This window comes from Bordetella petrii, from assembly GCF_017356245.1.
Classification (GTDB): domain Bacteria; phylum Pseudomonadota; class Gammaproteobacteria; order Burkholderiales; family Burkholderiaceae_B; genus Bordetella_A; species Bordetella_A petrii_D.
Map to the genome: position 1 here is coordinate 958948 of NZ_JAFMZZ010000001.1, position 21938 is coordinate 980885.

Below are 21938 nucleotides of genomic sequence, written 5' to 3' on the forward strand. Positions count from 1 at the left end.
CCGCCCATGGCCCCTGCCCCAGATCCCGCCGGCGCGCCGCGCCTGTACCTGGCTTCGGCCAGCCCGCGCCGCCGCGAGCTACTGGCCCAGATCGGGCTGGCGCACACGGTGCTGCAAGTGCCGGCGCCTCCGGGCGACGACGAACCGCAGCATGCAGGCGAGGCCGCGGCCGACTATGTACGCCGCACAGCACGGGACAAGGCCGAACGCGGCCGCCTGTGGATGGCCGCGCAGCAATTGCCTGCCTTGCCCGTACTGGCTGCTGACACCACGGTGATCCTGCGGGGCGAGGTACTGGGCAAGCCGGCCGACCGCGCCGACGCCACGCGCATGCTGGCCCGCCTGTCGGGCGCCCTGCACTCCGTGCACACGGCGGTGGCGCTGTGGCATGCCGGGCAGTTGCACGAAGCTGTCTCCGTATCCGAAGTCCGCATGCGCGAACTCACCGCAGCAGACATCGCACGCTACTGCGACAGCGGCGAGCCCTATGGCAAGGCCGGCGCATACGGCATCCAGGGCCTGGCGGGCACCTTCATCGCCCACCTGGCCGGCAGCTACAGCGGCGTCATGGGGCTGCCGCTATACGAGACGGCCGGCCTGCTGCGCCGCGTAGGCATCCTGCTGCCCTGAACGGGCGGGCACCGCCGCCTGCAGTACCTGGAAGCACGCCTGGGCAACATCGCCGGGTGGCACTGCCTGGATATCGTTGCACCCCGACGGCGGACAAACATTTGCAGAATACGGGCGGGCCCAGAACCATTCGGGATTCGATTCATTGAATACCCCCACATAGGGTACGCACGCCCCTTGCCCGATATGTGACGGCCCGCAGTCGTTGGCGACGATCAGGCGGGCGCCCAGCATCAGCGCTGCCAATTCAGGAATCGAACGGCCGCTGGCCAGCTGGAAGTCGGCACGCGCAAGCGCCTGCAACTCGGCCTGCTCGGCGGACTCGGCCGGCCCCAGCACGAAAGTAAAACGGGTCTGCTCGCCCAGGCGGGCTTTCAGCATATCCGCCAGGGCGACGAAGTTCCTGATGCCCCATCGCTTGAAATCGCCGTCTCCGCCGCCGGGAATCAGGACAATATCGGCAGCGGCCGGCGCCTCAGGCGCCAATGCCGCAATTTCTTCAAAGCAGCGGCGCACCATCGGCTCGGCCTGTACCGGCTGGTATGTATTCAGCAGATACAAATTAGCCAGGCCGATATATTCATTGATGTTTTTGCGCCAGGCGTGGGTCCAGGCAAAATCAAGCACCCGGCTGTTGCTGAAACCCAGCCTAGCCTTGGGCTGGCGCAACAGGCTGATCAAGCCATAGCGTTCGCTGCTGTGGTGCAGGCATACCACCATGTCGGCCCGCCAGGGCGTGGCGCGCAATGCGGCCGACAGGCTCTTGGCTTCGATGCAGTCATCCACCCAGGGCAGCAGCCGGTAATAAGCGGAAACCTCATGCTGAGCCACCACCCGCAGCCTCGCTTGCGGCCACCATTGCTTCAACTGATAGAGCGTAGGAAAAGAAACGATCTGGTCGCCGAATTTTGGCCGGCTGCGGATATGGACAACGATGTCTTGCATAGGCGCGGGCATATCCCCAGCGGGGCAGTCAGAACGAAGGCAATTCTAGCCTCCCGCCATGTCGAATTTCCGTTGAATATGAACAAACGGTTAGATTTCTGCACTAGCGCAAACCGTTGAACATGGACAAACCGTTAGATTTCCTGCGCCGCGGGCAATTCGTCCCCGCAAAGACAAAACCCCAGCACGGGTGGGTGCTGGGGTTTTGCGGGATAAGAGCCTGACGATGACCTACTTTCACAGACGGGAAGTCCACTATCATCGGCGCGAAGGCGTTTCACTGTCCTGTTCGGGATGGGAAGGAGTGGGTCCACCTTGCTATGGTCGTCAAGCGTAGCTGGCTGGGCGGGCTGCGAAGGGCAGCGCGCCCGGAATTGGAAGAAGCACATCGAGCTGGCCAGGCGCGTTGGCCTGGCAGCGATTGTGAAGGTATTTATCTATTGAACGGCACTCGAACGCTATCTCATACCAGGTCTTGTATAAAACCCGCAGAGTTATAGGATCAAGCCGCACGGGCAATTAGTATCGGTTAGCTCAACGCATTACTGCGCTTCCACACCCGACCTATCAACGTTCTGGTCTCGAACGACCCTTCAGGGGGGTCTAGCCCCCGGGATACCTAATCTTCAGACGAGTTTCCCGCTTAGATGCCTTCAGCGGTTATCTCTTCCGTACTTAGCTACCCGGCAATGCCATTGGCATGACAACCGGTACACCAGAGGTACGTCCACTCCGGTCCTCTCGTACTAGGAGCAGGCTCCGTCAAGTATCCAACGCCCACGGCAGATAGGGACCAAACTGTCTCACGACGTTTTAAACCCAGCTCACGTACCTCTTTAAATGGCGAACAGCCATACCCTTGGGACCGGCTACAGCCCCAGGATGAGATGAGCCGACATCGAGGTGCCAAACACCGCCGTCGATATGAACTCTTGGGCGGTATCAGCCTGTTATCCCCAGAGTACCTTTTATCCGTTGAGCGATGGCCCTTCCATTCAGAACCACCGGATCACTATGTCCTGCTTTCGCACCTGTTCGACTTGTCAGTCTCACAGTCAAGCACGCTTATGCCATTGCACTATCAGCACGATTTCCGACCGTACCTAGCGTACCTTCGAACTCCTCCGTTACGCTTTGGGAGGAGACCGCCCCAGTCAAACTGCCTACCATGCACTGTCCCCGATCCGGATAACGGACCAAGGTTAGAACCGCAAACAAACCAGGGTGGTATTTCAAGGTCGGCTCCACCGAATCTGGCGACTCGGTTTCCGCGCCTCCCACCTATCCTACACAGGCCGGTTCACAGTCCAATGCAAAGCTACAGTAAAGGTTCATGGGGTCTTTCCGTCTAGCCGCGGGTAGATTGCATCATCACAAACACTTCAACTTCGCTGAGTCTCAGGAGGAGACAGTGTGGCCATCGTTACGCCATTCGTGCAGGTCGGAACTTACCCGACAAGGAATTTCGCTACCTTAGGACCGTTATAGTTACGGCCGCCGTTTACCGGGGCTTCGATCAAGAGCTTGCACCCCATCACTTAACCTTCCGGCACCGGGCAGGCGTCACACCCTATACGTCGACTTTCGTCTTGGCAGAGTGCTGTGTTTTTAATAAACAGTCGCAGCCACCGATTCTCTGCGGCCCCTTCAAGCTCTGCGCGCAGGCGCATCACCCTACCGGGGCATACCTTCTCCCGAAGTTACGGTATCAATTTGCCGAGTTCCTTCTCCTGAGTTCTCTCAAGCGCCTTGGAATATTCATCCCGTCCACCTGTGTCGGTTTGCGGTACGGTCTCGTACAGCTGAAGCTTAGAGGCTTTTCTTGGAACCACTTCCAATCACTTCGATCCACATGGGATCTCGTGCCACACCCTTGAATTACGCGCCCGGATTTGCCTAAAGCGCCTTCTCCAATGCAGCAACAGGGACATCCAACACCCTGATGACCTTCCGCGATCCGTCCCCCCATCGCACTGTACGACGGTGCTGGAATATTAACCAGCTTCCCATCAGCTACGCATCTCTGCCTCGCCTTAGGGGCCGACTCACCCTGCGCCGATGAACGTTGCGCAGGAAACCTTGGACTTACGGCGAGGGGGCTTTTCACCCCCTTTATCGCTACTCATGTCAGCATTCGCACTTCTGATACCTCCAGCAGCCTTTACAAGCCACCTTCGCAGGCTTACAGAACGCTCTCCTACCGCGTGTACTAAAAGTACACACCCGCAGCTTCGGTTTATCGCTTGAGCCCCGTTACATCTTCCGCGCAGGACGACTCGATCAGTGAGCTATTACGCTTTCTTTAAAGGATGGCTGCTTCTAAGCCAACCTCCTGACTGTCTATGCCTTCCCACTTCGTTTCCCACTTAGCGATAATTCGGGACCTTAGCTGGCGGTCTGGGTTGTTTCCCTCTTGAGTCCGGACGTTAGCACCCGGTGCTCTGTCTCCCAAGCTGGACTTGCGGGTATTCGGAGTTTGCCATGGTTTGGTAAGTCGCCATGACCCCCTAGCCATAACAGTGCTCTACCCCCCGCAGTCATACTTGAGGCACTACCTAAATAGTTTTCGGAGAGAACCAGCTATTTCCAGATTTGTTTAGCCTTTCACCCCTATCCACAGCTCATCCCCTAGTTTTTCAACACTAGTGGGTTCGGTCCTCCAGCACGTGTTACCGTGCCTTCAACCTGGCCATGGGTAGATCATCTGGTTTCGGGTCTACACCCAGCGACTGATTCGCCCTATTCGGACTCGCTTTCGCTACGCCTTCCCTATTCGGTTAAGCTCGCCACTGAATGTAAGTCGCTGACCCATTATACAAAAGGTACGCCGTCACCCCATTAAGAGGCTCCGACTGTTTGTATGCATACGGTTTCAGGATCTATTTCACTCCCCTTCCGGGGTTCTTTTCGCCTTTCCCTCACGGTACTGGTTCACTATCGGTCGATCACGAGTATTTAGCCTTGGAGGATGGTCCCCCCATCTTCAGACAGGATTTCACGTGTCCCGCCCTACTTCTCTTACGCCTAGTTCCACAAACCAGATTTCGTCTACAGGGCTATCACCTGCTACGGCCGGACTTTCCATTCCGTTCGACTACCTGATCTGCTAAATCGTAAAGGCTCTTCCGATTTCGCTCGCCACTACTTTCGGAATCTCGGTTGATGTCTGTTCCTCGAGTTACTGAGATGTTTCAGTTCACCCGGTTCGCCTCCGCACACCTATGGATTCAGTGTGGGATACCGCTTACGCGGTGGGTTTCCCCATTCGGACATCTGCGGATCAAAGCTTGTTTGCCAGCTCCCCGCAGCTTTTCGCAGGCTACCACGTCCTTCATCGCCTGTGATCGCCAAGGCATCCACCATATGCACTTAGTCGCTTGATCCTATAACACTACCGTCTTATAGGACGCTGATATGTTTCGCGTTTGTGCCGTTCATAAGTTTCAAAGCAGCTCTGATCATCCTTCGATCAGACCTTGAGAACTTGGAACTAAATCTATGCAATCACAACCCGTGCTCATATTCACCAGGCGCACCCGGCTACTTCATGAACACACTTTCGTTGTGCTTCTTCCAAATTGTTAAAGAACTCGTATAGCTTCATTGGGCAAAACCCAACGCGTAAGACTGACTCGCAACCCTACGCGTTGGCCTCTGGGCTCAATGGTGGAGGTGAACGGGATCGAACCGATGACATCCTGCTTGCAAAGCAGGCGCTCTCCCAGCTGAGCTACACCCCCATACCCCAACACGGATCCTCCGCATCGCGATACCTGGTGGGTCTGGTTGGATTCGAACCAACGACCCCCGCCTTATCAAGACGGTGCTCTAACCGACTGAGCTACAGACCCAAAAAACCCTCTTCGGATCAGCAGTCAGGATTGCGGCTCAGGGAGGCATTCCCCTCTCACCCACGCTCACAACCGATCCCAGCTACACATACAAACAACCGATAAGCGTGGACGCTTCAAGCAATAACAGCCAGCTCTTAAAGGAGGTGATCCAGCCGCACCTTCCGATACGGCTACCTTGTTACGACTTCACCCCAGTCATGAATCCTACCGTGGTAATCGCCCCCCTTGCGGTTAGGCTAACTACTTCTGGTAAAACCCACTCCCATGGTGTGACGGGCGGTGTGTACAAGACCCGGGAACGTATTCACCGCGACATGCTGATCCGCGATTACTAGCGATTCCGACTTCACGCAGTCGAGTTGCAGACTGCGATCCGGACTACGATCGGGTTTCTGGGATTGGCTCCCCCTTGCGGGTTGGCAGCCCTCTGTCCCGACCATTGTATGACGTGTGAAGCCCTACCCATAAGGGCCATGAGGACTTGACGTCATCCCCACCTTCCTCCGGTTTGTCACCGGCAGTCTCATTAGAGTGCCCTTTCGTAGCAACTAATGACAAGGGTTGCGCTCGTTGCGGGACTTAACCCAACATCTCACGACACGAGCTGACGACAGCCATGCAGCACCTGTGTTCCGGTTCTCTTGCGAGCACTGCCAAATCTCTTCGGCATTCCAGACATGTCAAGGGTAGGTAAGGTTTTTCGCGTTGCATCGAATTAATCCACATCATCCACCGCTTGTGCGGGTCCCCGTCAATTCCTTTGAGTTTTAATCTTGCGACCGTACTCCCCAGGCGGTCAACTTCACGCGTTAGCTGCGCTACCAAGGCCCGAAGGCCCCAACAGCTAGTTGACATCGTTTAGGGCGTGGACTACCAGGGTATCTAATCCTGTTTGCTCCCCACGCTTTCGTGCATGAGCGTCAGTGTTATCCCAGGAGGCTGCCTTCGCCATCGGTGTTCCTCCGCATCTCTACGCATTTCACTGCTACACGCGGAATTCCACCTCCCTCTGACACACTCTAGCCCGGTAGTTAAAAATGCAGTTCCAAGGTTAAGCCCTGGGATTTCACATCTTTCTTTCCGAACCGCCTGCGCACGCTTTACGCCCAGTAATTCCGATTAACGCTTGCACCCTACGTATTACCGCGGCTGCTGGCACGTAGTTAGCCGGTGCTTATTCTGCAGGTACCGTCAGTTGCCCCAGGTATTAACCAGAGCCGTTTCTTTCCTGCCAAAAGTGCTTTACAACCCGAAGGCCTTCATCGCACACGCGGGATGGCTGGATCAGGGTTGCCCCCATTGTCCAAAATTCCCCACTGCTGCCTCCCGTAGGAGTCTGGGCCGTGTCTCAGTCCCAGTGTGGCTGGTCGTCCTCTCAAACCAGCTACGGATCGTCGCCTTGGTGAGCCTTTACCCCACCAACTAGCTAATCCGATATCGGCCGCTCCAATAGTGCGAGGCCCGAAGGTCCCCCGCTTTCCCCATAAGGGCGTATGCGGTATTAGCTACGCTTTCGCGTAGTTATCCCCCGCTACTGGGCACGTTCCGATACATTACTCACCCGTTCGCCACTCGCCGCCAGACCGAAGTCCGCGCTGCCGTTCGACTTGCATGTGTAAAGCATCCCGCTAGCGTTCAATCTGAGCCAGGATCAAACTCTTCAGTTCAATCTCTGTAGTTCGCGCACCACTGCCTCAGCAATGGCACTTCGCTCAAAGAAAATGAGGTTCCTTGAATGAGCCAACATCTCTGTTTGACATTCTTGGTACTTCACTTTCATGCGAGCGCCTGATTTCTCTTTGGCTTGCAGCACCCTTGTTGCCAAGCGCGCCGCGGGCCGCATCACTCAAGCGCCCACACTTATCGGTTGTTTCGTTGTTAAAGAACAGGTACCGCTTCGTGCCGAACCCCGCTTCGCAGTTCGTTCAGCACAGAAACGAGATTATGGGGCCTTTTTTGAACCCTGTCAAATCGGCTGCGCCGCTTCGACATCCTCGCTTCCTTCCTACCTTGCCTCGCCAGCCCGCAATTTGTAAGGGTTAACCCGAACTGTATTGCCAACTGCGAAGCCCGAAATATTAGCACGATTTTTGCAGCTTGTGCAACAACGCCCGAAGGCCCCGCACCCGCCGCCGCGCACCAACACCACGGCCCCCTACCTGGATAAACCCGCCATCCCGGCAGCGAAGGAGCGAGACTATAGCATAGATGACAGACGTGTGACGCCAGCTGCGACACTATTTTTTGAAACGTTCAAAATAAACGGGGACAGCACTGCCCCAAGACCCGCCCGGCCGCTTCTGTCGGGCCGCTTCTTATAGGCGCAACTCAGTGGTTTCCTTGATCTGCTGCAGGGCGAAGTAGGACTTCATGTCCACGACGGCGGGATGGCGCATCAGCGTATCCATGGCGAAGCTGGAGAAATGGGCCAGGTCGGCCACCTGCACCCGCAGCAGGTAGTCCATGTCGCCAGACATGGCATAGCACTCGACCACCTCGGGCCAGCGCTGCACGTCGCGGGCGAATTCGCCCATGGGCGCATGGCTGCCGCCCACATGCTTGTCCAGGCGGATGGACACGTAGGCCAGCAGGCCGAGCCCCACTTTTTCGGCATCGACCAGGGCGACATAACGCTTGATATAGCCGCGCTCTTCGAGCCGGCGCACGCGCCGCAGGCAGGGACTGGGCGACAGCGACACGCGGTCGGCCAGCTCCTGGTTGCTGAGGCGGCCGTCGCGCTGCAATTCGGCCAGAATTCTGCGATCTGTCCGATCCAGGTCTAGTTCGGCCATTTTTATTCCCAATCAAAATAAATCGAGCAATATTATTGCCCAACTTGTGCTTCATCAGGGCAGATTTGCAATCTCCTGCCGGCCTATGCTGCCTACAATCTCCGTCCTAGACTTGAATTTCCGAGTCACACGAACGACGAGACAAGGAGCGCCGCCATGAGCAACACTTTCCAGACTTGGGACAACCCCATGGGAACCGCCGGGTTCGAGTTCATCGAATACGCCGCGCCGGACCCGGCCGCGCTGCGCAAGGTGTTCGAAACGCTGGGCTTCAAGGCGATTGCCCGGCACCGCCACAAAGATGTGACGCTGTACCGGCAGGGCGGCGTGAATTTCCTGATCAACGCCGAGCCGGATTCGTTTGCGCAGCGCTTTGCCCGGCTGCACGGCCCGTCGATCTGCGCCATTGGCTTTCGCGTGCAGGACGCCGCCCGCGCCTACAAGCGCGCGCTGGAACTGGGCGCCTGGGGCTTCGACTCGCACAGCGGCCCCATGGAGCTGAACATTCCCGCCATCAAGGGTATCGGCGATTCGCTGATCTACCTGGTGGACCGCTGGCGCGGCAAGAACGGCCATGGCGGCATCGGCGACATCAGCATCTACGACGTGGACTTCGAGCCGCTGGACGTGCAGACCGCCGCCAGCGACCTGACGCACGCCGGCGCGGGCCTGACGCTGGTGGACCATCTGACCCACAACGTGCACAAGGGCCGCATGGCGGAATGGTCGGAATTCTATGAGCGCCTGTTCAATTTCCGCGAGATCCGCTATTTCGACATCGAAGGCAAGGTAACGGGCGTGAAGTCGAAGGCAATGACCTCGCCCTGCGGCAACATCCGCATCCCCATCAATGAAGAAGGCACTGAAGAAAAAGGCCAGATCCAGGAATACCTGGACCTGTACCGCGGCGAGGGCATCCAGCACATCGCCCTGGCCACCGAGGATATCTACGCCACGGTGGAAGCCCTGCGCCGCAGCGGGGTGAGCTTTCTGGACACGCCGGATACGTACTACGAGCTGCTGGACCGCCGCCTGCCCAACCATGGCGAAGACGTGGCGCGCCTGCAGCAAAACCGCATCCTGCTCGACGGCGCGCCCGGCGGCGGGCTGCTGCTGCAGATCTTCACCGAAAACCAGATCGGCCCGATTTTTTTCGAGATCATCCAGCGCAAGGGCAACGACGGCTTCGGCGAAGGCAACTTCAAGGCCCTGTTCGAATCCATCGAGCTGGACCAGATGCGGCGCGGCGTCGTCAAGACGGTCGAATGACGCCGCCGCGTGCGCGCCTCAGGGCGGGCACGCGGGCGCCTGCTTCAGATAGGCGATGAGATCCGCGCGTTCCTGGGCATCGGCAATGCCGGCATATCCCATGGATGTGCCGGGCACCGCCGCCAGCGGATTCTTCAGGAAAACATCCAGGGTCTGCTCGTTCCAGATGATGCCCGACTGCTTCATGGCGCTGGAATAGGCAAACCCCGGCACCGTGCCGGCGCGCCGCCCGAACAGCCCGCAGTGGCGCGGGCCTGTGCGGTCATAGGCCAGCGCGTGGCAAGCCAGGCAGCGGTCGTAGATCGATTGGCCGCGCCTGGCATCGCCGATGCGGGGGGTGGCGGCCGCCGCCGCGGGATCCGCGTCCGTCGCGGGGCCGGCCCATGCCGCGGCCCATGCCAGCGCCGCCCCCGCCAGGCAGCCTGCCGCGGCGATGCGCCTGTTCATGCCACGAAAGCCGCCGGCACCGGATCTTCACCCAGCGCGTGGCGCAGGACGGCCCAGTGCATGGCCTCGTCGCCCAGGATGCTGGCCGCCGCCTTGGCCAGATCGCGATTGCCGAACACCGGCACGGCTCCCAGGTAGGCGCTGACCGCGCCTTTTTCCAGGGTGGCGGCGAAGCGCAGCACGTCGGCCTGAGATTTCAGCGTGCTGGTGGGAAAAACGTACTTGTCTTTCGCGGCGACAGGCTTGCCGCCGAGCGAGGCGATGGTCTTGGCAAGTAGATCGGCATGGGCCTTGTGGTGCCCCTGGAACGACAGGGCCAGGCCCAGGGCGGGTTTCTGCAGCAGGCCGCTCTCGGCTCCTACCTGGTAGGCGGCGATCGCTTCGAGCTCGGCGCCCAGGGCGGTGTTCAGAATGCGCACATCGGACTCCTGCGCCGCCGAGCCCTTGGCCAGCGCATCGCGGCCGGCCAGCAGGGCAATGGCGGCGCCGGACAGCAGCAGCCCGCTCTGGCCCAGGAATGCGCGCCGGGCTCCGGGCGCGCGCGTACACGCTTCTATCGCAAGAAACGACATGATGAACCTCCGGTGGTGGGAAAAATCAGCGGTGGCCGGCCCCGGGGCCGAGCCGCGCCATGACGGCGGCGACGATGCGATCGCAGCGATCGCCGGCAAATGAGAATGCCCCGCCCAGGCCGGCGGCCATGTCGCGCTCGAGCGCCTTGCGCAGCAGCGCGCGGGCCCTGAAGTAGCGAGTGCGCACTGTGGCGCAGGGGATGTCCAGGCAGTCGGCGACTTCTTCGACCGTCATTTCTTCGACGGCCCGCAGCATGAACACCGTGCGGAATGTGTCGGGCAGCTGGTCGATCCGGGATTCGAGCAGCCTGCGCGTCTGCGCCTGCAGCACGATCTGCTCGGGCAGCGGCCCGCTGGCGGCTTCGTACATGCTGTTCTCCGGCAGATCCGGGCCGGCGGCCCGGAGATCGTCGAACGCGACCGGGCGCAGCCGGCGCTCGCGCTGGCGCAGGCGCTGTTTCGATTCGTTGATCACGATGCGCACCAGCCAGGTGGCCAGCGAGGCGTCGCCGCGGAACGTGCCCATGACGCGGTAGGCCTTGAAATAGGCTTCCTGTACCGCGTCTTCGGCATCGGCGTCATTGCGCAGAATGCTGCGGGCCGTGCGGTACAGGGTCTGGTTGCAGCGCCGCATCAGCACCTGCAGCGCCTCGCCGTCGCCGTGGGCAATGCGCGCGGCGAGCTCGGCGTCGGCCGACGCCGCGCCGGCGTGCTTCAGCAAGGTCAGTGACATGTCCGCAGCTCCTGCCCCGGATAATTCGAGGATATGCCGCATTAGATGCCGCGGCGACGCCTGGCGTTCCCGCCATTGCGCCGCCGCGCGGCCAAGGCCGCGCCGCTTGCCCGGAGCGCGGCGTCAGCGCGCCAGGCGGTCGCGGAACTGCTTGCGGAACTTGGCGACCTTGGGCGCGATGACGAACTGGCAATAGCCCTGCTCGGGATGCTGGGCGAAATAGTTGCGATGGTAGTCTTCGGCCGGCCAGAAGGTGGCCGGCTCGCGCAGCTGCGTGACCAGGGGCGCATCGTAGATGCGCTGCGCCTCTACCTCGGCCATGACGGCCTGGGCCTGCTGGCGCTGTGCGTCGTCTTGCCAGAATATGGTGGACTCGTACTGCGGGCCGACATCGTTGCCCTGGCGGCCCGGCGTGGTGGGGTCGTGGGTGGCGAAGAACACCCGCAGCAGTTCGCTGTACGAAAGCTCGGCCGGGTCGAACTCGACGCGGGCGACTTCAACGTGGCCGGTCTGCTTGCCGCACACCTGCTCGTAGGTGGGATGGTCGACATGGCCGCCGCTGTAGCCGGGCTGGACGCTGACGACCCCGCGCAAATCGGCCAGCACGGCCTCGACGCACCAGAAGCAGCCGCCGCCCAGCACGGCAACCTGATTGGCGTTCCTGGAAGATTGTTCCGGCATCTGTGTTCCTTGTTCAGGGGCGGCCCTGTGCCGGGCCGCCGGCATGGTTATTCGGATTTGGCGGGCGGCAGCGACAGGATCCATTGCGCCAGCTGCCGCGCCTCGTCTTCGCTGACCTGGGATTGCGCCGGCATGGGCACCGCGCCCCAGGCGCCGCGGCCCCCCGAACGGATCTTGCCCGCCAGGTACTGGACCATGGCGTCGCCCTGGCCCGCGTAGCGCTCGGCCACGCTGCGCAGCGGCGGGCCGACCCGCTTGCTGTCGACCTGGTGACAGGCCATGCAGGCCTTGCGCTGCGCCAGGGCCGCGCCGTCGACCTGTTCCTGGGCGCCAGCCTGCGCCGGCAAGGCGGCCCACAGGCCGCAGGCGGCCAGCGCCGCCAGACTACGCTTCAAATGCATCGGTAACTGCCCCACGGCTGGCGGTGCCGGCCAGCTTGCCGAATTTGGCGAGCACGCCGCGCGTGTACCGCGGCTGAGGCTGAACCCAGGCTTTGCGGCGCGCCGCCATTTCATCGTCAGAAATATTGAGCTGCAACAATAATTGGTGAGCGTCGATGGTAACCGAATCGCCTTCGCGGATCAGGGCAATGGGGCCGCCCACGTAGGCCTCGGGCGCGACATGGCCCACCACCATGCCCCAGGTGCCACCCGAGAAGCGGCCGTCGGTAATGAGGCCGACGCTTTCGCCCAGCCCCTGCCCCACCAGCGCCGAAGTGGGCGCCAGCATTTCGCGCATGCCGGGCCCGCCTTTGGGACCTTCGTAGCGGATGACCACGACGTCGCCGGCCTGGATGCGCTGTTCCATGATGGCGGCCATGGCGTCGTCTTCGGAATCGAACACGCGCGCCGGACCGGTGATGACGGGATTCTTCAGGCCGGTGATCTTGGCCACGCACCCTTCGGGCGACAGGTTGCCCTTGAGGATGGCCAGGTGGCCTTGCGGGTACAGGGCGCGGTCAATGGGCAGGATGATGTCCTGTCCGGCCGGTGGCGCGGCGGGCACGCCGGCCAGTGTCTCGGCGATGGTCTTGCCGGTGATGGTCATGCAGTGGCCATGCAGCAGGCCGGCATCGAGCAACAGCTTCATGACTTGCGGAATGCCGCCGGCCCGGTGCAGGTCGGTGGCCACGTAGCGGCCGGACGGCTTCAGGTCGCAGATGACCGGCACGCGGCGGCGGATGCGTTCGAAGTCGTCGATGGTCCATTCGACTTCGGCGGCATGGGCAATGGCCAGGAAATGCAGCACCGCGTTGGTGGAGCCGCCCGTGGCCATGATGACCGACACGGCGTTCTCGATGGATTCGCGCGTGATGATGTCGCGCGGGCGCACGCCGCGCCGCACCGCATCGACCAGCACGCGCGCGGATTCGGCGGCCGAGGCGACTTTTTCGTCGTCTTCATTGGCCATGGTGCTGGAATACGGCAGGCTCATGCCCATGGCCTCGAAGGCGGAGCTCATGGTGTTGGCGGTATACATGCCGCCGCATGAGCCCGAGCCGGGAATGGCGCATTTCTCGATCTGCCGGAAGTCTTCCTGGGGCATGCGGCCCATGGTGAACTCGCCGACGGCCTCGAACACCGACACGATAGTGAGATCCCGCCCCTGGTAGCGGCCCGGCTTGATGGTGCCGCCATAGACGTAGATGCCCGGCACGTTCATGCGGGCCAGGGCGATCATGCCGCCGGGCATGTTCTTGTCGCAGCCGCCGATGACCACCACACCGTCCATCCACTGGCCCTGCACGGCGGTCTCGATACAGTCGGCGATGACTTCGCGCGACACCAGCGAGTATTTCATGCCCTCGGTGCCCATGGACATGCCGTCGGAAATGGTGGGCGTGCCGAACACCTGCGGATTGGCGCGGGCCGCGCGCACGGCGTCGATGGCCGCGTCGGCCAGGCGCTGCAGGCCGCTGTTGCAAGGCGTAATGGTGGAATGGCCGTTGGCCACGCCGATCATGGGGTTGTCGAAATCGGCTTCCTGGTAGCCCAGCGCATAATACATGGCCCGGTTGGGCGCGCGGGCGACCCCGTGCGTGATGTGGCGTGAACGTTCGTTGTTCGGCATGGTCTGTCTCCGGAGTGTTGCGCGGCCTGCGCGGCGGCCGGCCGCCCGTCGCTGTGTGGCGACACGTTCGCCGGTTATTATCGACCCAATCTTTTTCTGCGTGGCGGAATATGCTGCACTATCCCGAATTCGATCCCATCGCCCTGCGCATCGGGCCCCTGGCCATCCACTGGTACGGGCTGATGTACCTGGTGGGTTTTGCGCTGGTCTATGCGCTGGGCCGCATGCGCCTGGCGCGCGGCCATACGCCGGCGCTGCAGCCGCGCGACCTGGAAGACCTGATTTTCTACAGCGTGCTGGGCGTGGTGCTGGGCGGACGGCTGGGCTATGTGCTGTTCTACAAGCCGGGCTATTACCTGGCGCACCCCCTGGAAATCCTGTACCTGTGGGAAGGCGGCATGTCGTTCCATGGCGGCCTGATCGGGGTGATCCTGGTGATGCTGCTGTTCGCGCGCAAGAAGGGGCTGTCTTTCTTCACCGTCAGCGACTTCATCGCGCCCTTGATTCCGCTGGGCCTGGGCGCGGGCCGGCTGGGCAATTTCATCAATGGCGAATTGTGGGGCCGCCCCACCGACGTGCCGTGGGCGATGGTGTTCCCGCAGTCGGGCGATGGGGTGCCGCGCCACCCGTCGCAGCTGTACGAGCTGGGGCTGGAAGGCATTGTGCTGTTTGCCCTGCTGTGGTGGTTTTCGGCCCGGCCGCGCCCCACGGGGCAAGTAAGCGCGCTGTTCCTGATCGGCTACGGCACGTTCCGCTTTCTGGTGGAGTTCACCCGCGAGCCGGACAACTTCCTGGGCCTGCTGGCCGGCGGCATGAGCATGGGACAGTGGCTGTCCCTGCCCATGGTGGCGCTGGGAATCGGCCTGTACGTGTTCAGTGCAAGGCGACCGTCCCGTTGACGGAAATACTGACGGTGACCTTGCCGGCTTCGAGGGGCACGTCGGCCGCTTCGGCCCTGCTGCTCTTGGCCATCATCTGCATGCCCATGGGGCGCGGCACCGGCGTGGGCGAACCGCCGCCGCTGAGTTCCAGGTTGCGCACGCGGTAGCCGCTGAAGCCGAACGCGGTGGCCGCGGCCAGGGCGCGGTCGCGGAAGGCCTGGGCGGCCTGGCTGAGCAGCTTGCGCTCTTCAGCTTCGCGGGCTTCGCGCGACAGCAGGAAGCTGATCTGGGCAATGGCGGTCTTGTCGGCCAGCCTGGACGCCAGCGCCGAGGCGGCGGCGAAGTCTTTGGATTCGAGGGTGATCTCGCCCCGGCCGCGCCAGTTCTGGATTTTGCCTTTCTCGTTGGTGTTGGGCCAGACGTTGTAGCCGCCCGTGCGCACTTCCACGCCCTTGGCGCCCTCGGCCCGCTTGACGGCCTCGTCGAGCGCCGCCGTGAGGGCCTTGCCGGCCGCGGCCTGCGAGGCGGCCTCGAGCTCGGCGGCCAGCGTGATGCGCACCGTGTCTTGCTGCACATCGGACGAGGCGGACGCCTGCAGCGTCAGCTCGGGCGCGTGCGCGCCGGCCTCTTCGGACTGCGGTGCCTGTGGCGGGTGCTGCTGCGCCAGCGCCGGCTGCGCCGCCGCCAGGGCCAATGCGGCGCAGCAGGCGGCCGCGATCCGGTTCAATGAAAGCACGGGATGGGAGTGCATCATGGCAAGCCTGTAGGGGGATGGGAAGGAGGGTAAGACATCCGGCGCGGACCTGCGCGAAGCAGGCCCGCCGGAAGAGATGCCCCACCTGTGCCGTCTAGGCCGGCATCTCGAACCGTGAGGTTCAAGGTGGTCGCGTTCCGTTGAGCGTCGGGTTCATCTGCGATGAGACAAGCGCTCCAGCTCACCATTCGCGCAACCAATATGCCATAAGACATAGGTTCAGAGAATGTATGGCCAAGTCACGAACACGGCAGGGACAAACTGAAAACCATCGCGTGATACCGACACGCCGGGGGCTTGCGCCCTACAACAATTTTTCCTGCCCCGACAGGGCATCGTCGAGCAGGGAATTCATGTCTTCAATTCTACGCTTGAAGTCGCCGACCGCCAAACCTCCCAGTGGTCCATCGGGCGCTTTCATGGCCAGCAGTTCGCTGGCCACCTGCAGCGCCGCCATGACGGCGATGCGTTCGTTGCTGGAAACCTTGCCCGAGCCCTGGATGCGCAGCATGAGCTGGTCGACGTGGCGCACGGCGGCCATCAGGGCGGGCTTTTCTTCGGTGGAGCAGGCGAGCGAGTAGTCGCGCCCCAGAATGGTGACATCGACGCGTTCCATCAGGGTTGCTCTCCGGTGGGTGCGCCGGGCAGGCGGGCCAGCACGGTATCGATGCGCTCGCGCGCGGCGGCCGCGGCCACGCGCAGGCGCTGCAGATCGGTGTCGCGGGCGTTGAGGCTGCCCTGCAATTCGGCTTCGCGGGCGCTGGCGCGGCTTTCGAGCGCCTGGCAATCGGCCGTGGCGCGGGCGAGCTGCTCGCGCAGGCCGGATTCGGTTTGGCGGGCCTCGGCGAGCATGCCGGTCACGGCGCCGTCGTGCTCTTGCAGCTTGGCCTGCAGGGCCTGGATTTCAGCCTGGTGTTCGGCGCAGCGCTGTTCGAGCGCGCGCTGGCCGGATTCGCTTTGGCTCAGGCGGACACGCAACGCGTCGCGCTCGGCATGGAGTTGCCGGGTGCGTTGCACCAGTTGCCCGATACGGGCGGCGAGTTGGTCGAGGTCTTGCAGCATGGGCGCTATCGTAAACCATCCGCGCGCTGGCCGGGCGGCCGCACGCAACGTGAGAAACACGGCAATATTCGGTAGGACTTGGCCGGACGCACGGAACAGCCAACCAGAAGAATAAATCGTCCGGCGCGCTTGTGGCGGCTTTCGCCCGTCTTTCTATTTACTTTCACTTTGCTTTCATTTCGGGCCGGTTCGAGCCCGGGGTTACAACTTGGACGCCCGTTCTAGGGAAAACCCCATCTGCGCGGCCGATGGCGCGGGTTTGCAGGCCCATGCCCCTTCGCTACCATGCGCGCTGCCCAAAAGGCGCCTCCTCGATTCCACAAGAACAAGCGGCATATCCAAGTGCCTTTTTTTGTGCCCGCCCGCAATGGGCCGAGCTTCAACTCACATGCTGTAAATAGGAGTAGACCATGCAGCTACGCAATCGGCAGGATTTCTGGTCGGGGGTGATGTTCATCGCCCTGGGCCTGGGATTCTCCTGGAAAGCGGCGAGCTACCAGATGGGTACCGCCGCCCGGATGGGACCGGGATATTTTCCCTTCGCGCTGGGACTGGTCCTGGCCATATTGGGCGCCATTGTGCTGCTCGGTTCGCTGTCGAAGAACGCGACCGAGACCCACGTGGAGAAATTCGATTGGCGCATCACCTTCCTGGTGATCGGCTCGGTCATTCTGTACGGCCTGATCCTGAAGCTGCTGGGCATCTACATCTCGGTCTTCGTGCTGGTGGTGGCAAGCAGCCTGGCCAGCCACGAGTTCAACTTCAAAGTCGCCGCCGCCAACGGGGTGTTCCTGGTGGTGTTCTCGTACCTGGCGTTCGTCAAGGGGCTGGGGCTGATTTTCCCGCTGTGGCCGTCGTTTCTGGGCTTGAACTGAGGAGTGAACGGCCATGGAATTGTTTGATCACCTGATGCTGGGTTTCTCGGTGGCGTTCACGCCCGAAAACCTGCTGTACGCCCTGCTGGGCTGCGTTCTGGGCACGCTGATCGGCGTGCTGCCGGGGATCGGCCCGGTTCCCACCATCGCGATGCTGCTGCCGATCACGTACGTGCTGCCCCCGGTGGCCGGCCTGATCATGCTGGCGGGTATTTATTACGGCGCGCAGTACGGCGGGTCTACCACCGCCATCCTGGTGGCGCTGCCGGGCGAGACCTCGGCCGTGGTGACCGTGCTGGACGGGCACCAGATGGCGCGCAACGGGCGGGCGGGCGCCGCGCTGGCCATCGCCGCGCTGGGTTCGTTCTTCGCCGGTTGCGTGGCCACGCTGCTGCTGGCCGGGTTTGCGCCCCCGCTGGCCGAAGTCGCGTTCAAGTTCGGCCCGGCCGAATACTTCTCGCTGATGACCCTGGGCCTGGTGGGCGCCGTGGTGCTGGCCTCGGGCTCGCTGCCCAAGGCGATCGCCATGATCATCCTGGGCCTGCTGCTGGGCATGGTGGGCACCGACGTCAACTCGGGCGTGGCCCGCTACGACTTCGGCATCCCCGAACTGCAGGACGGCATCGACTTCGCCATCGTGGCCATGGGCGTGTTCGGCTTCGCCGAAATCATGACCAACCTGGAGCAGAAAGAGAACCGCGTCGACATTACCGACAAGATCGGCTCGCTGTACCCCAACAAGCAGGAATTCCGCGAAGCGGCCCCGGCCGCGGTGCGCGGCACGATTCTGGGCTCGATGCTGGGCATCCTGCCGGGCGGCGGCGCGGTGCTGTCGTCGTTTGCGTCGTACACGCTGGAAAAGAAGATCTCGAAAAACCCCGAGCGCTTCGGCAAGGGCCATCCGGCCGGCCTGGGCGGCCCGGAATCGGCCAACAACGCGGCCGCGCAGACTTCGTTCATTCCGCTGCTTACCCTGGGCATCCCGGGCAACGCCGTGATGGCGCTGATGGTCGGCGCCATGACCATCCACAACATCCAGCCCGGCCCGCAGGTCATGACCAGCCACCCGGACCTGTTCTGGGGCCTGATCGCCTCGATGTGGATCGGCAACCTGATGCTGGTGGTGCTGAACCTGCCGCTGATCGGCCTGTGGGTCAAGCTGCTGAAGGTGCCTTACCGCATCCTGTTCCCGGCCATTCTGGTGTTCTGCACGATCGGCGTGTATTCGCTGAACTACAACACCTTCGACATCTTCACCACCGCCATCTTCGGCGTGGTGGGGTACGTGTGGTCGAAACTGAAGTGCGAAGGCGCCCCGCTGCTGCTGGGCCTGGTGCTGGGCCCCATGATGGAGGAAAACTTCCGGCGCGCCCTGCTGCTGTCGCGCGGCGACTTCTTCACCTTCGTCGACCGCCCCCTGTCGGCCTCGCTGCTGGCCGTGGCGGTGGGCCTGGTGGTGCTGGTGGCCCTGCCGTCGATCCGCAAGAAGCGCGAAGAGACATTCGTAGAGGAAGACTGACGCGCGGCGTCGGTACCGGGCGCCCTGCGGGAGCCTGGCACCGGCCCGCGAAACACCTTCGCGCAAAGTGCCCGACTCCCCCGGGGAGTCGGGCACTTTTCTTTTTCCGGGCACGGTTTTCACCGCGGCGCCGGGCGATTGCGGTAACGTTCAGGTTTCCCCACTGCTCAACCCGGAGACTCTGCATGGCATCCATCGGTTCCAGGGACTACGACAAGGTCGTGTCCCAGAAAGTCGCTTTCCTTGGCCTGGGCGTCATGGGCCTGCCCATGGCGGGCCACTTGGCGCGAGCCGGCCACGAGGTCACTGTCTACAACCGCACCCCCGCCAAGGCGCAGGCCTGGGCCGCCGAATTCGGCGGGAAAAGCGCGGCCACCCCGCGCGAGGCCGCGGCGGGCGCGCAGATCGTGTTTGCCTGCGTGGGCAACGATGACGATCTGCGCAGCGTCGTGCTGGGTGAAGATGGCGCGTTCGCCGGCATGGCGTCGGGCGCGATCTTCGTGGACCACACCACGGCATCGGCCGATGTGGCGCGCGAGCTGTACGCCCTGGCCCGCGAGCAGGGCCTGCAATTCGTCGACGCGCCGGTCTCGGGCGGCCAGGCCGGCGCGGTCAACGGCGTGCTGACGGTGATGTGCGGCGGCGAGCCGCAGGTCTTCGAGGCCGTCAAGCCGGTGGCCCAGGCCTATGGCCGCGCCGTGACTCGCGTGGGCGCGCCCGGCGCAGGCCAGCTGGCCAAGATGGTCAACCAGATCTGCATTGCCGGCATCGTGCAGGGGCTGTCCGAGGCCATTGCCTTCGGGCAGGCGGCCGAGCTGGACATGAAGCTGGTGCTGGACGTGATCAGCAAGGGGGCGGCCCAGAGCTGGCAGATGGAGAACCGCGGCAGCACCATGGTGGACGACAAGTTCGACTTCGGCTTCGCCGTGGACTGGATGCGCAAGGACCTGGGCCTGGTGCTGGCCGAAGCCCGCAACAACGGGGCCCGGCTGCCGTTGACGGCGCTGGTGGACCAGTTCTACGGCGACGTGCAGAAAATGGGCGGCGGGCGCTGGGATACGTCCAGCCTGATCGCCCGCCTGCGCGACTGAGCTGCCGGCCGGCCCGGCGCGGGCCGGCCCGGCGCGGGCCGGCCCCTATGCTGCCGCCGGGCCGCCGGGCGGCTTCAGGCCGCCAGTTGCCGCGGCGCGCCCGCCAGCAGCGCGTCGATGCGCTGCCTGGCCAGGGCCAGCCCCTCTTGGGCGGCCAGTTCGCCCAGCGCCATGCCTTCGGCGGAAATGAAAGCCACATCGACCAGCCCCACGAAGCCCAGCACCTGCGTCAGGTAGGGCGTCAGGGTGTCGGCCGGCGTGCCTTCGGCCTTGCCGCCGCGGGCGCTGAGCACCAGCACCTGCTTATTCTTGAGCAGGCCCTCGGGCACGCCCTGCTCTGTATAGCGGAACGTGACGCCGGCGCGGGCGATGTGGTCGATGTAGCTCTTGAACTGGGCCGGCAGGCTGAAGTTGTAGACCGGCACGGCAAACACAATGCGATCGGCATCGAACAGTTCGGCCACCAGGGTGTCGCTGCGGGCCGCGATGGCGGCCTGCTCGGCCGTGCGCTCGCTGGCGGGCGTGAACAGCGCGCCGGCAGTTGCGGCATCGAAATAGGGGACGGGATCGGCGCCCAGATCGCGCACCTTGATCGAGCCACCAGGCTCGGCCTGGCGCAGGCGCTGGATGAGGTGATCGGCCAGTTGCTTCGAATTGGAGCGGTCGCCGAGAATGGAAGAAAGAATGACGAGGGTTTTCATAGAGGGACTCCAGTTTCGCCCGGTGGGCGCGGTGGACATGCCTCACTGTAGTCAAGCCGATTAGAACTATAAACCCGGTTATGATGAACTACTCGTTCTAATAACAGAACAATAGCCGGAGCCATCCGCGATGCAAGACCTGAATGACTTGTTCTATTTTTCCCAGATCGTGGAGCACGGCGGCTTCAGCGCCGCGTCGCGGGCGCTCGATATCCCCAAGTCGCGCCTGTCGCGCCGGATTTCGCAGCTGGAAGAAACCCTGGGCGTGCGGCTGCTGCAGCGTACCACCCGCCGCCTGCGGTTGACCCTGGCGGGCGAGCGCTACCTGCACTACTGCCGCGAAATGACCGCTTCGGCGCGGGCCGCCCAGGACGCCATGCGCCAATTGCAGGAGCAGCCCGGCGGACCGGTAGTGGTGAGCTGCCCGATTGCCATTGCGCAGCAGATGCTGGCGCCCCTGCTGCCCGAGTTTCTGGACGCCTGGCCATCCATTTCGGTGCAGGTGCTGGCAACCAATCGGCGGGTGGATCTGATACGCGAAGGGGTGGACCTGGCGTTGCGGGTGCGCACCCGCCTGGACACGGATGCCGAGCTGGTGGTCAGGCACCTGGGCATGGCCAGCAGCAGCATCGTGGCCAGCCCGGCGTACCTGCAGCGCCACGGCACGCCCCAGACCCCGCAAGACCTGGCAGCGCACACGACGCTCAGCTTCAGCGACCCGCAGTCGGAAGTCCGCTGGCCGCTGCGCAACCGGCAGGATGAAGAGATACAGGTGGCGCTGCGCCCACAGCTGTGCTGCAACGATTTCATTGTGCTGACCGAGGCGGCGGTGCGCGGCCGCGGCATCGCCCTGCTGCCCACCGTGGCTACCTATGAAGAAGTGCGGCGCGGCCAGCTGGTGCAGATATTGCCCGACTGGCTGTCGCCCACCGGCATCGTGCACTGCATTTATCCGTCGCGGCGCGGCATGGCGCCGGCGGTGCGGGCTTTGCTGGACTTTATTTCGGACCGGCTGCCCAGCATGTACGCACGCATGGAGCACGGCGCCGCGTAACCGGCGCC

19 protein-coding genes, 2 tRNA genes, 3 rRNA genes and 1 other RNA gene are annotated in these 21938 nt (G+C 62.9%); 7 read left to right on the plus strand and 18 right to left on the minus strand.

Going from position 1 to position 21938, the window contains the following annotated elements; translation table 11 throughout:
- Window positions 1-6: 6 nt before the first annotated feature.
- The gene (locus J2P76_RS04555) at window positions 7-630 is read left to right on the plus strand and encodes a Maf family protein (protein WP_207404819.1); all 624 of its coding nucleotides are present in this window, start codon (window positions 7-9) and stop codon (window positions 628-630) included.
- Here the strand turns inward: J2P76_RS04555 and J2P76_RS04560 are convergent.
- From J2P76_RS04560 to J2P76_RS04590, 7 genes are all read right to left on the minus strand, one after another.
- Window positions 580-1575 (minus strand): glycosyltransferase family 9 protein, encoded by a 996-nt coding sequence (locus J2P76_RS04560; RefSeq protein ID WP_207404821.1) that lies wholly within the window; start codon window positions 1573-1575, stop codon window positions 580-582. The two genes, J2P76_RS04555 and J2P76_RS04560, sit on opposite strands and share 51 nt — an antisense overlap.
- Before the next feature lie 218 nt (window positions 1576-1793).
- A 5S ribosomal RNA gene (gene rrf, locus J2P76_RS04565) occupies window positions 1794-1907 on the minus strand.
- Between the two features lie 166 nt (window positions 1908-2073).
- A 23S ribosomal RNA gene (locus J2P76_RS04570) occupies window positions 2074-4958 on the minus strand.
- 281 nt (window positions 4959-5239) lie between these two features.
- Window positions 5240-5315 (minus strand) — tRNA-Ala (locus tag J2P76_RS04575).
- A gap of 34 nt (window positions 5316-5349) precedes the next feature.
- A tRNA-Ile gene (locus tag J2P76_RS04580) sits at window positions 5350-5426 on the minus strand.
- Window positions 5427-5565: 139 nt separating this feature from the next.
- A 16S ribosomal RNA gene (locus J2P76_RS04585) occupies window positions 5566-7096 on the minus strand.
- Together the 16S, 23S and 5S rRNA genes with 2 tRNA genes alongside form the textbook arrangement of a ribosomal RNA operon.
- A gap of 648 nt (window positions 7097-7744) precedes the next feature.
- Entirely contained in the window at window positions 7745-8221 is a 477-nt protein-coding gene (locus tag J2P76_RS04590) for an Lrp/AsnC family transcriptional regulator (protein ID WP_012247700.1), read from the minus strand.
- Between the two features lie 156 nt (window positions 8222-8377).
- Between J2P76_RS04590 and hppD the strand changes: the two genes are divergently transcribed.
- Window positions 8378-9490: a 4-hydroxyphenylpyruvate dioxygenase gene (gene hppD, locus J2P76_RS04595; protein WP_207404823.1), complete on the plus strand. Its 1113-nt coding sequence runs from the start codon at window positions 8378-8380 to the stop codon at window positions 9488-9490.
- Between the two features lie 18 nt (window positions 9491-9508).
- Here the strand turns inward: hppD and J2P76_RS04600 are convergent, their stop codons facing one another.
- The 6 genes from J2P76_RS04600 to ilvD form a co-directional block, all read right to left on the minus strand.
- Window positions 9509-9937, minus strand: a complete 429-nt coding sequence (locus J2P76_RS04600; RefSeq protein ID WP_207404825.1) for a c-type cytochrome — start codon at window positions 9935-9937, stop codon at window positions 9509-9511.
- The gene (locus tag J2P76_RS04605) at window positions 9934-10509 is read right to left on the minus strand and encodes a ferritin-like domain-containing protein (protein WP_207404827.1); all 576 of its coding nucleotides are present in this window, start codon (window positions 10507-10509) and stop codon (window positions 9934-9936) included. Before J2P76_RS04605 ends, J2P76_RS04600 begins: the two co-directional genes overlap by 4 nt.
- A 25-nt stretch (window positions 10510-10534) precedes the next feature.
- Window positions 10535-11242: an RNA polymerase sigma factor gene (locus J2P76_RS04610; RefSeq protein ID WP_207404829.1), complete on the minus strand. Its 708-nt coding sequence runs from the start codon at window positions 11240-11242 to the stop codon at window positions 10535-10537.
- 123 nt (window positions 11243-11365) lie between these two features.
- Window positions 11366-11923, minus strand: a complete 558-nt coding sequence (gene msrA / locus J2P76_RS04615; protein ID WP_207404831.1) for a peptide-methionine (S)-S-oxide reductase MsrA — start codon at window positions 11921-11923, stop codon at window positions 11366-11368.
- A gap of 47 nt (window positions 11924-11970) precedes the next feature.
- Window positions 11971-12324: a c-type cytochrome gene (locus J2P76_RS04620; RefSeq protein ID WP_207404833.1), complete on the minus strand. Its 354-nt coding sequence runs from the start codon at window positions 12322-12324 to the stop codon at window positions 11971-11973.
- On the minus strand, window positions 12308-13993 hold the full coding sequence (gene ilvD / locus J2P76_RS04625; protein WP_207404835.1) for a dihydroxy-acid dehydratase: 1686 nt from the start codon (window positions 13991-13993) through the stop codon (window positions 12308-12310). Before ilvD ends, J2P76_RS04620 begins: the two co-directional genes overlap by 17 nt.
- A gap of 110 nt (window positions 13994-14103) precedes the next feature.
- Here ilvD and lgt point away from each other — a divergent pair, with 110 nt between their 5' ends.
- Complete coding sequence (lgt, locus tag J2P76_RS04630; RefSeq protein ID WP_207404837.1) at window positions 14104-14892, plus strand: prolipoprotein diacylglyceryl transferase; 789 nt, start codon at window positions 14104-14106, stop codon at window positions 14890-14892.
- On the opposite strand, the gene J2P76_RS04635 is transcribed toward lgt, so the two are convergent.
- The 4 genes from J2P76_RS04635 to J2P76_RS04650 all read right to left on the minus strand — a co-directional run bounded on the left by J2P76_RS04635 (window position 14867) and on the right by J2P76_RS04650 (window position 16690).
- Window positions 14867-15625: an SIMPL domain-containing protein gene (locus J2P76_RS04635; RefSeq protein ID WP_207409114.1), complete on the minus strand. Its 759-nt coding sequence runs from the start codon at window positions 15623-15625 to the stop codon at window positions 14867-14869. The two genes, lgt and J2P76_RS04635, sit on opposite strands and share 26 nt — an antisense overlap.
- Before the next feature lie 77 nt (window positions 15626-15702).
- Window positions 15703-15888: non-coding RNA, 6S RNA (gene ssrS / locus J2P76_RS04640), on the minus strand.
- A gap of 44 nt (window positions 15889-15932) precedes the next feature.
- Window positions 15933-16244: a cell division protein ZapA gene (locus J2P76_RS04645; protein WP_207404838.1), complete on the minus strand. Its 312-nt coding sequence runs from the start codon at window positions 16242-16244 to the stop codon at window positions 15933-15935.
- Entirely contained in the window at window positions 16244-16690 is a 447-nt protein-coding gene (locus J2P76_RS04650; RefSeq protein ID WP_242697291.1) for a hypothetical protein, read from the minus strand. Before J2P76_RS04650 ends, J2P76_RS04645 begins: the two co-directional genes overlap by 1 nt.
- Window positions 16691-17100: 410 nt before the next feature.
- Between J2P76_RS04650 and J2P76_RS04655 the strand changes: the two genes are divergently transcribed.
- From J2P76_RS04655 to J2P76_RS04665, 3 genes are all read left to right on the plus strand, one after another.
- A complete protein-coding gene (locus J2P76_RS04655) occupies window positions 17101-17565 on the plus strand; it encodes a tripartite tricarboxylate transporter TctB family protein (RefSeq protein ID WP_207404840.1) in 465 nt (154 codons plus the stop codon).
- Window positions 17566-17578: 13 nt separating this feature from the next.
- Window positions 17579-19084 (plus strand): tripartite tricarboxylate transporter permease, encoded by a 1506-nt coding sequence (locus tag J2P76_RS04660; protein WP_207404842.1) that lies wholly within the window; start codon window positions 17579-17581, stop codon window positions 19082-19084.
- A 185-nt stretch (window positions 19085-19269) separates the two neighbouring features.
- Window positions 19270-20175 carry an NAD(P)-dependent oxidoreductase gene (locus J2P76_RS04665; RefSeq protein WP_207404844.1) on the plus strand — a complete coding sequence of 302 codons (906 nt, stop codon included), beginning with the start codon at window positions 19270-19272 and terminating at the stop codon, window positions 20173-20175.
- Window positions 20176-20249: 74 nt separating this feature from the next.
- Here J2P76_RS04665 and J2P76_RS04670 read toward each other — a convergent pair whose 3' ends face one another.
- On the minus strand, window positions 20250-20876 hold the full coding sequence (locus J2P76_RS04670; protein WP_207404846.1) for an FMN-dependent NADH-azoreductase: 627 nt from the start codon (window positions 20874-20876) through the stop codon (window positions 20250-20252).
- A gap of 130 nt (window positions 20877-21006) precedes the next feature.
- On the opposite strand from J2P76_RS04670, the gene J2P76_RS04675 reads away from it, so the two are divergent.
- Complete coding sequence (locus J2P76_RS04675; protein WP_207404848.1) at window positions 21007-21930, plus strand: LysR family transcriptional regulator; 924 nt, start codon at window positions 21007-21009, stop codon at window positions 21928-21930.
- Window positions 21931-21938 lie beyond the last annotated feature (8 nt).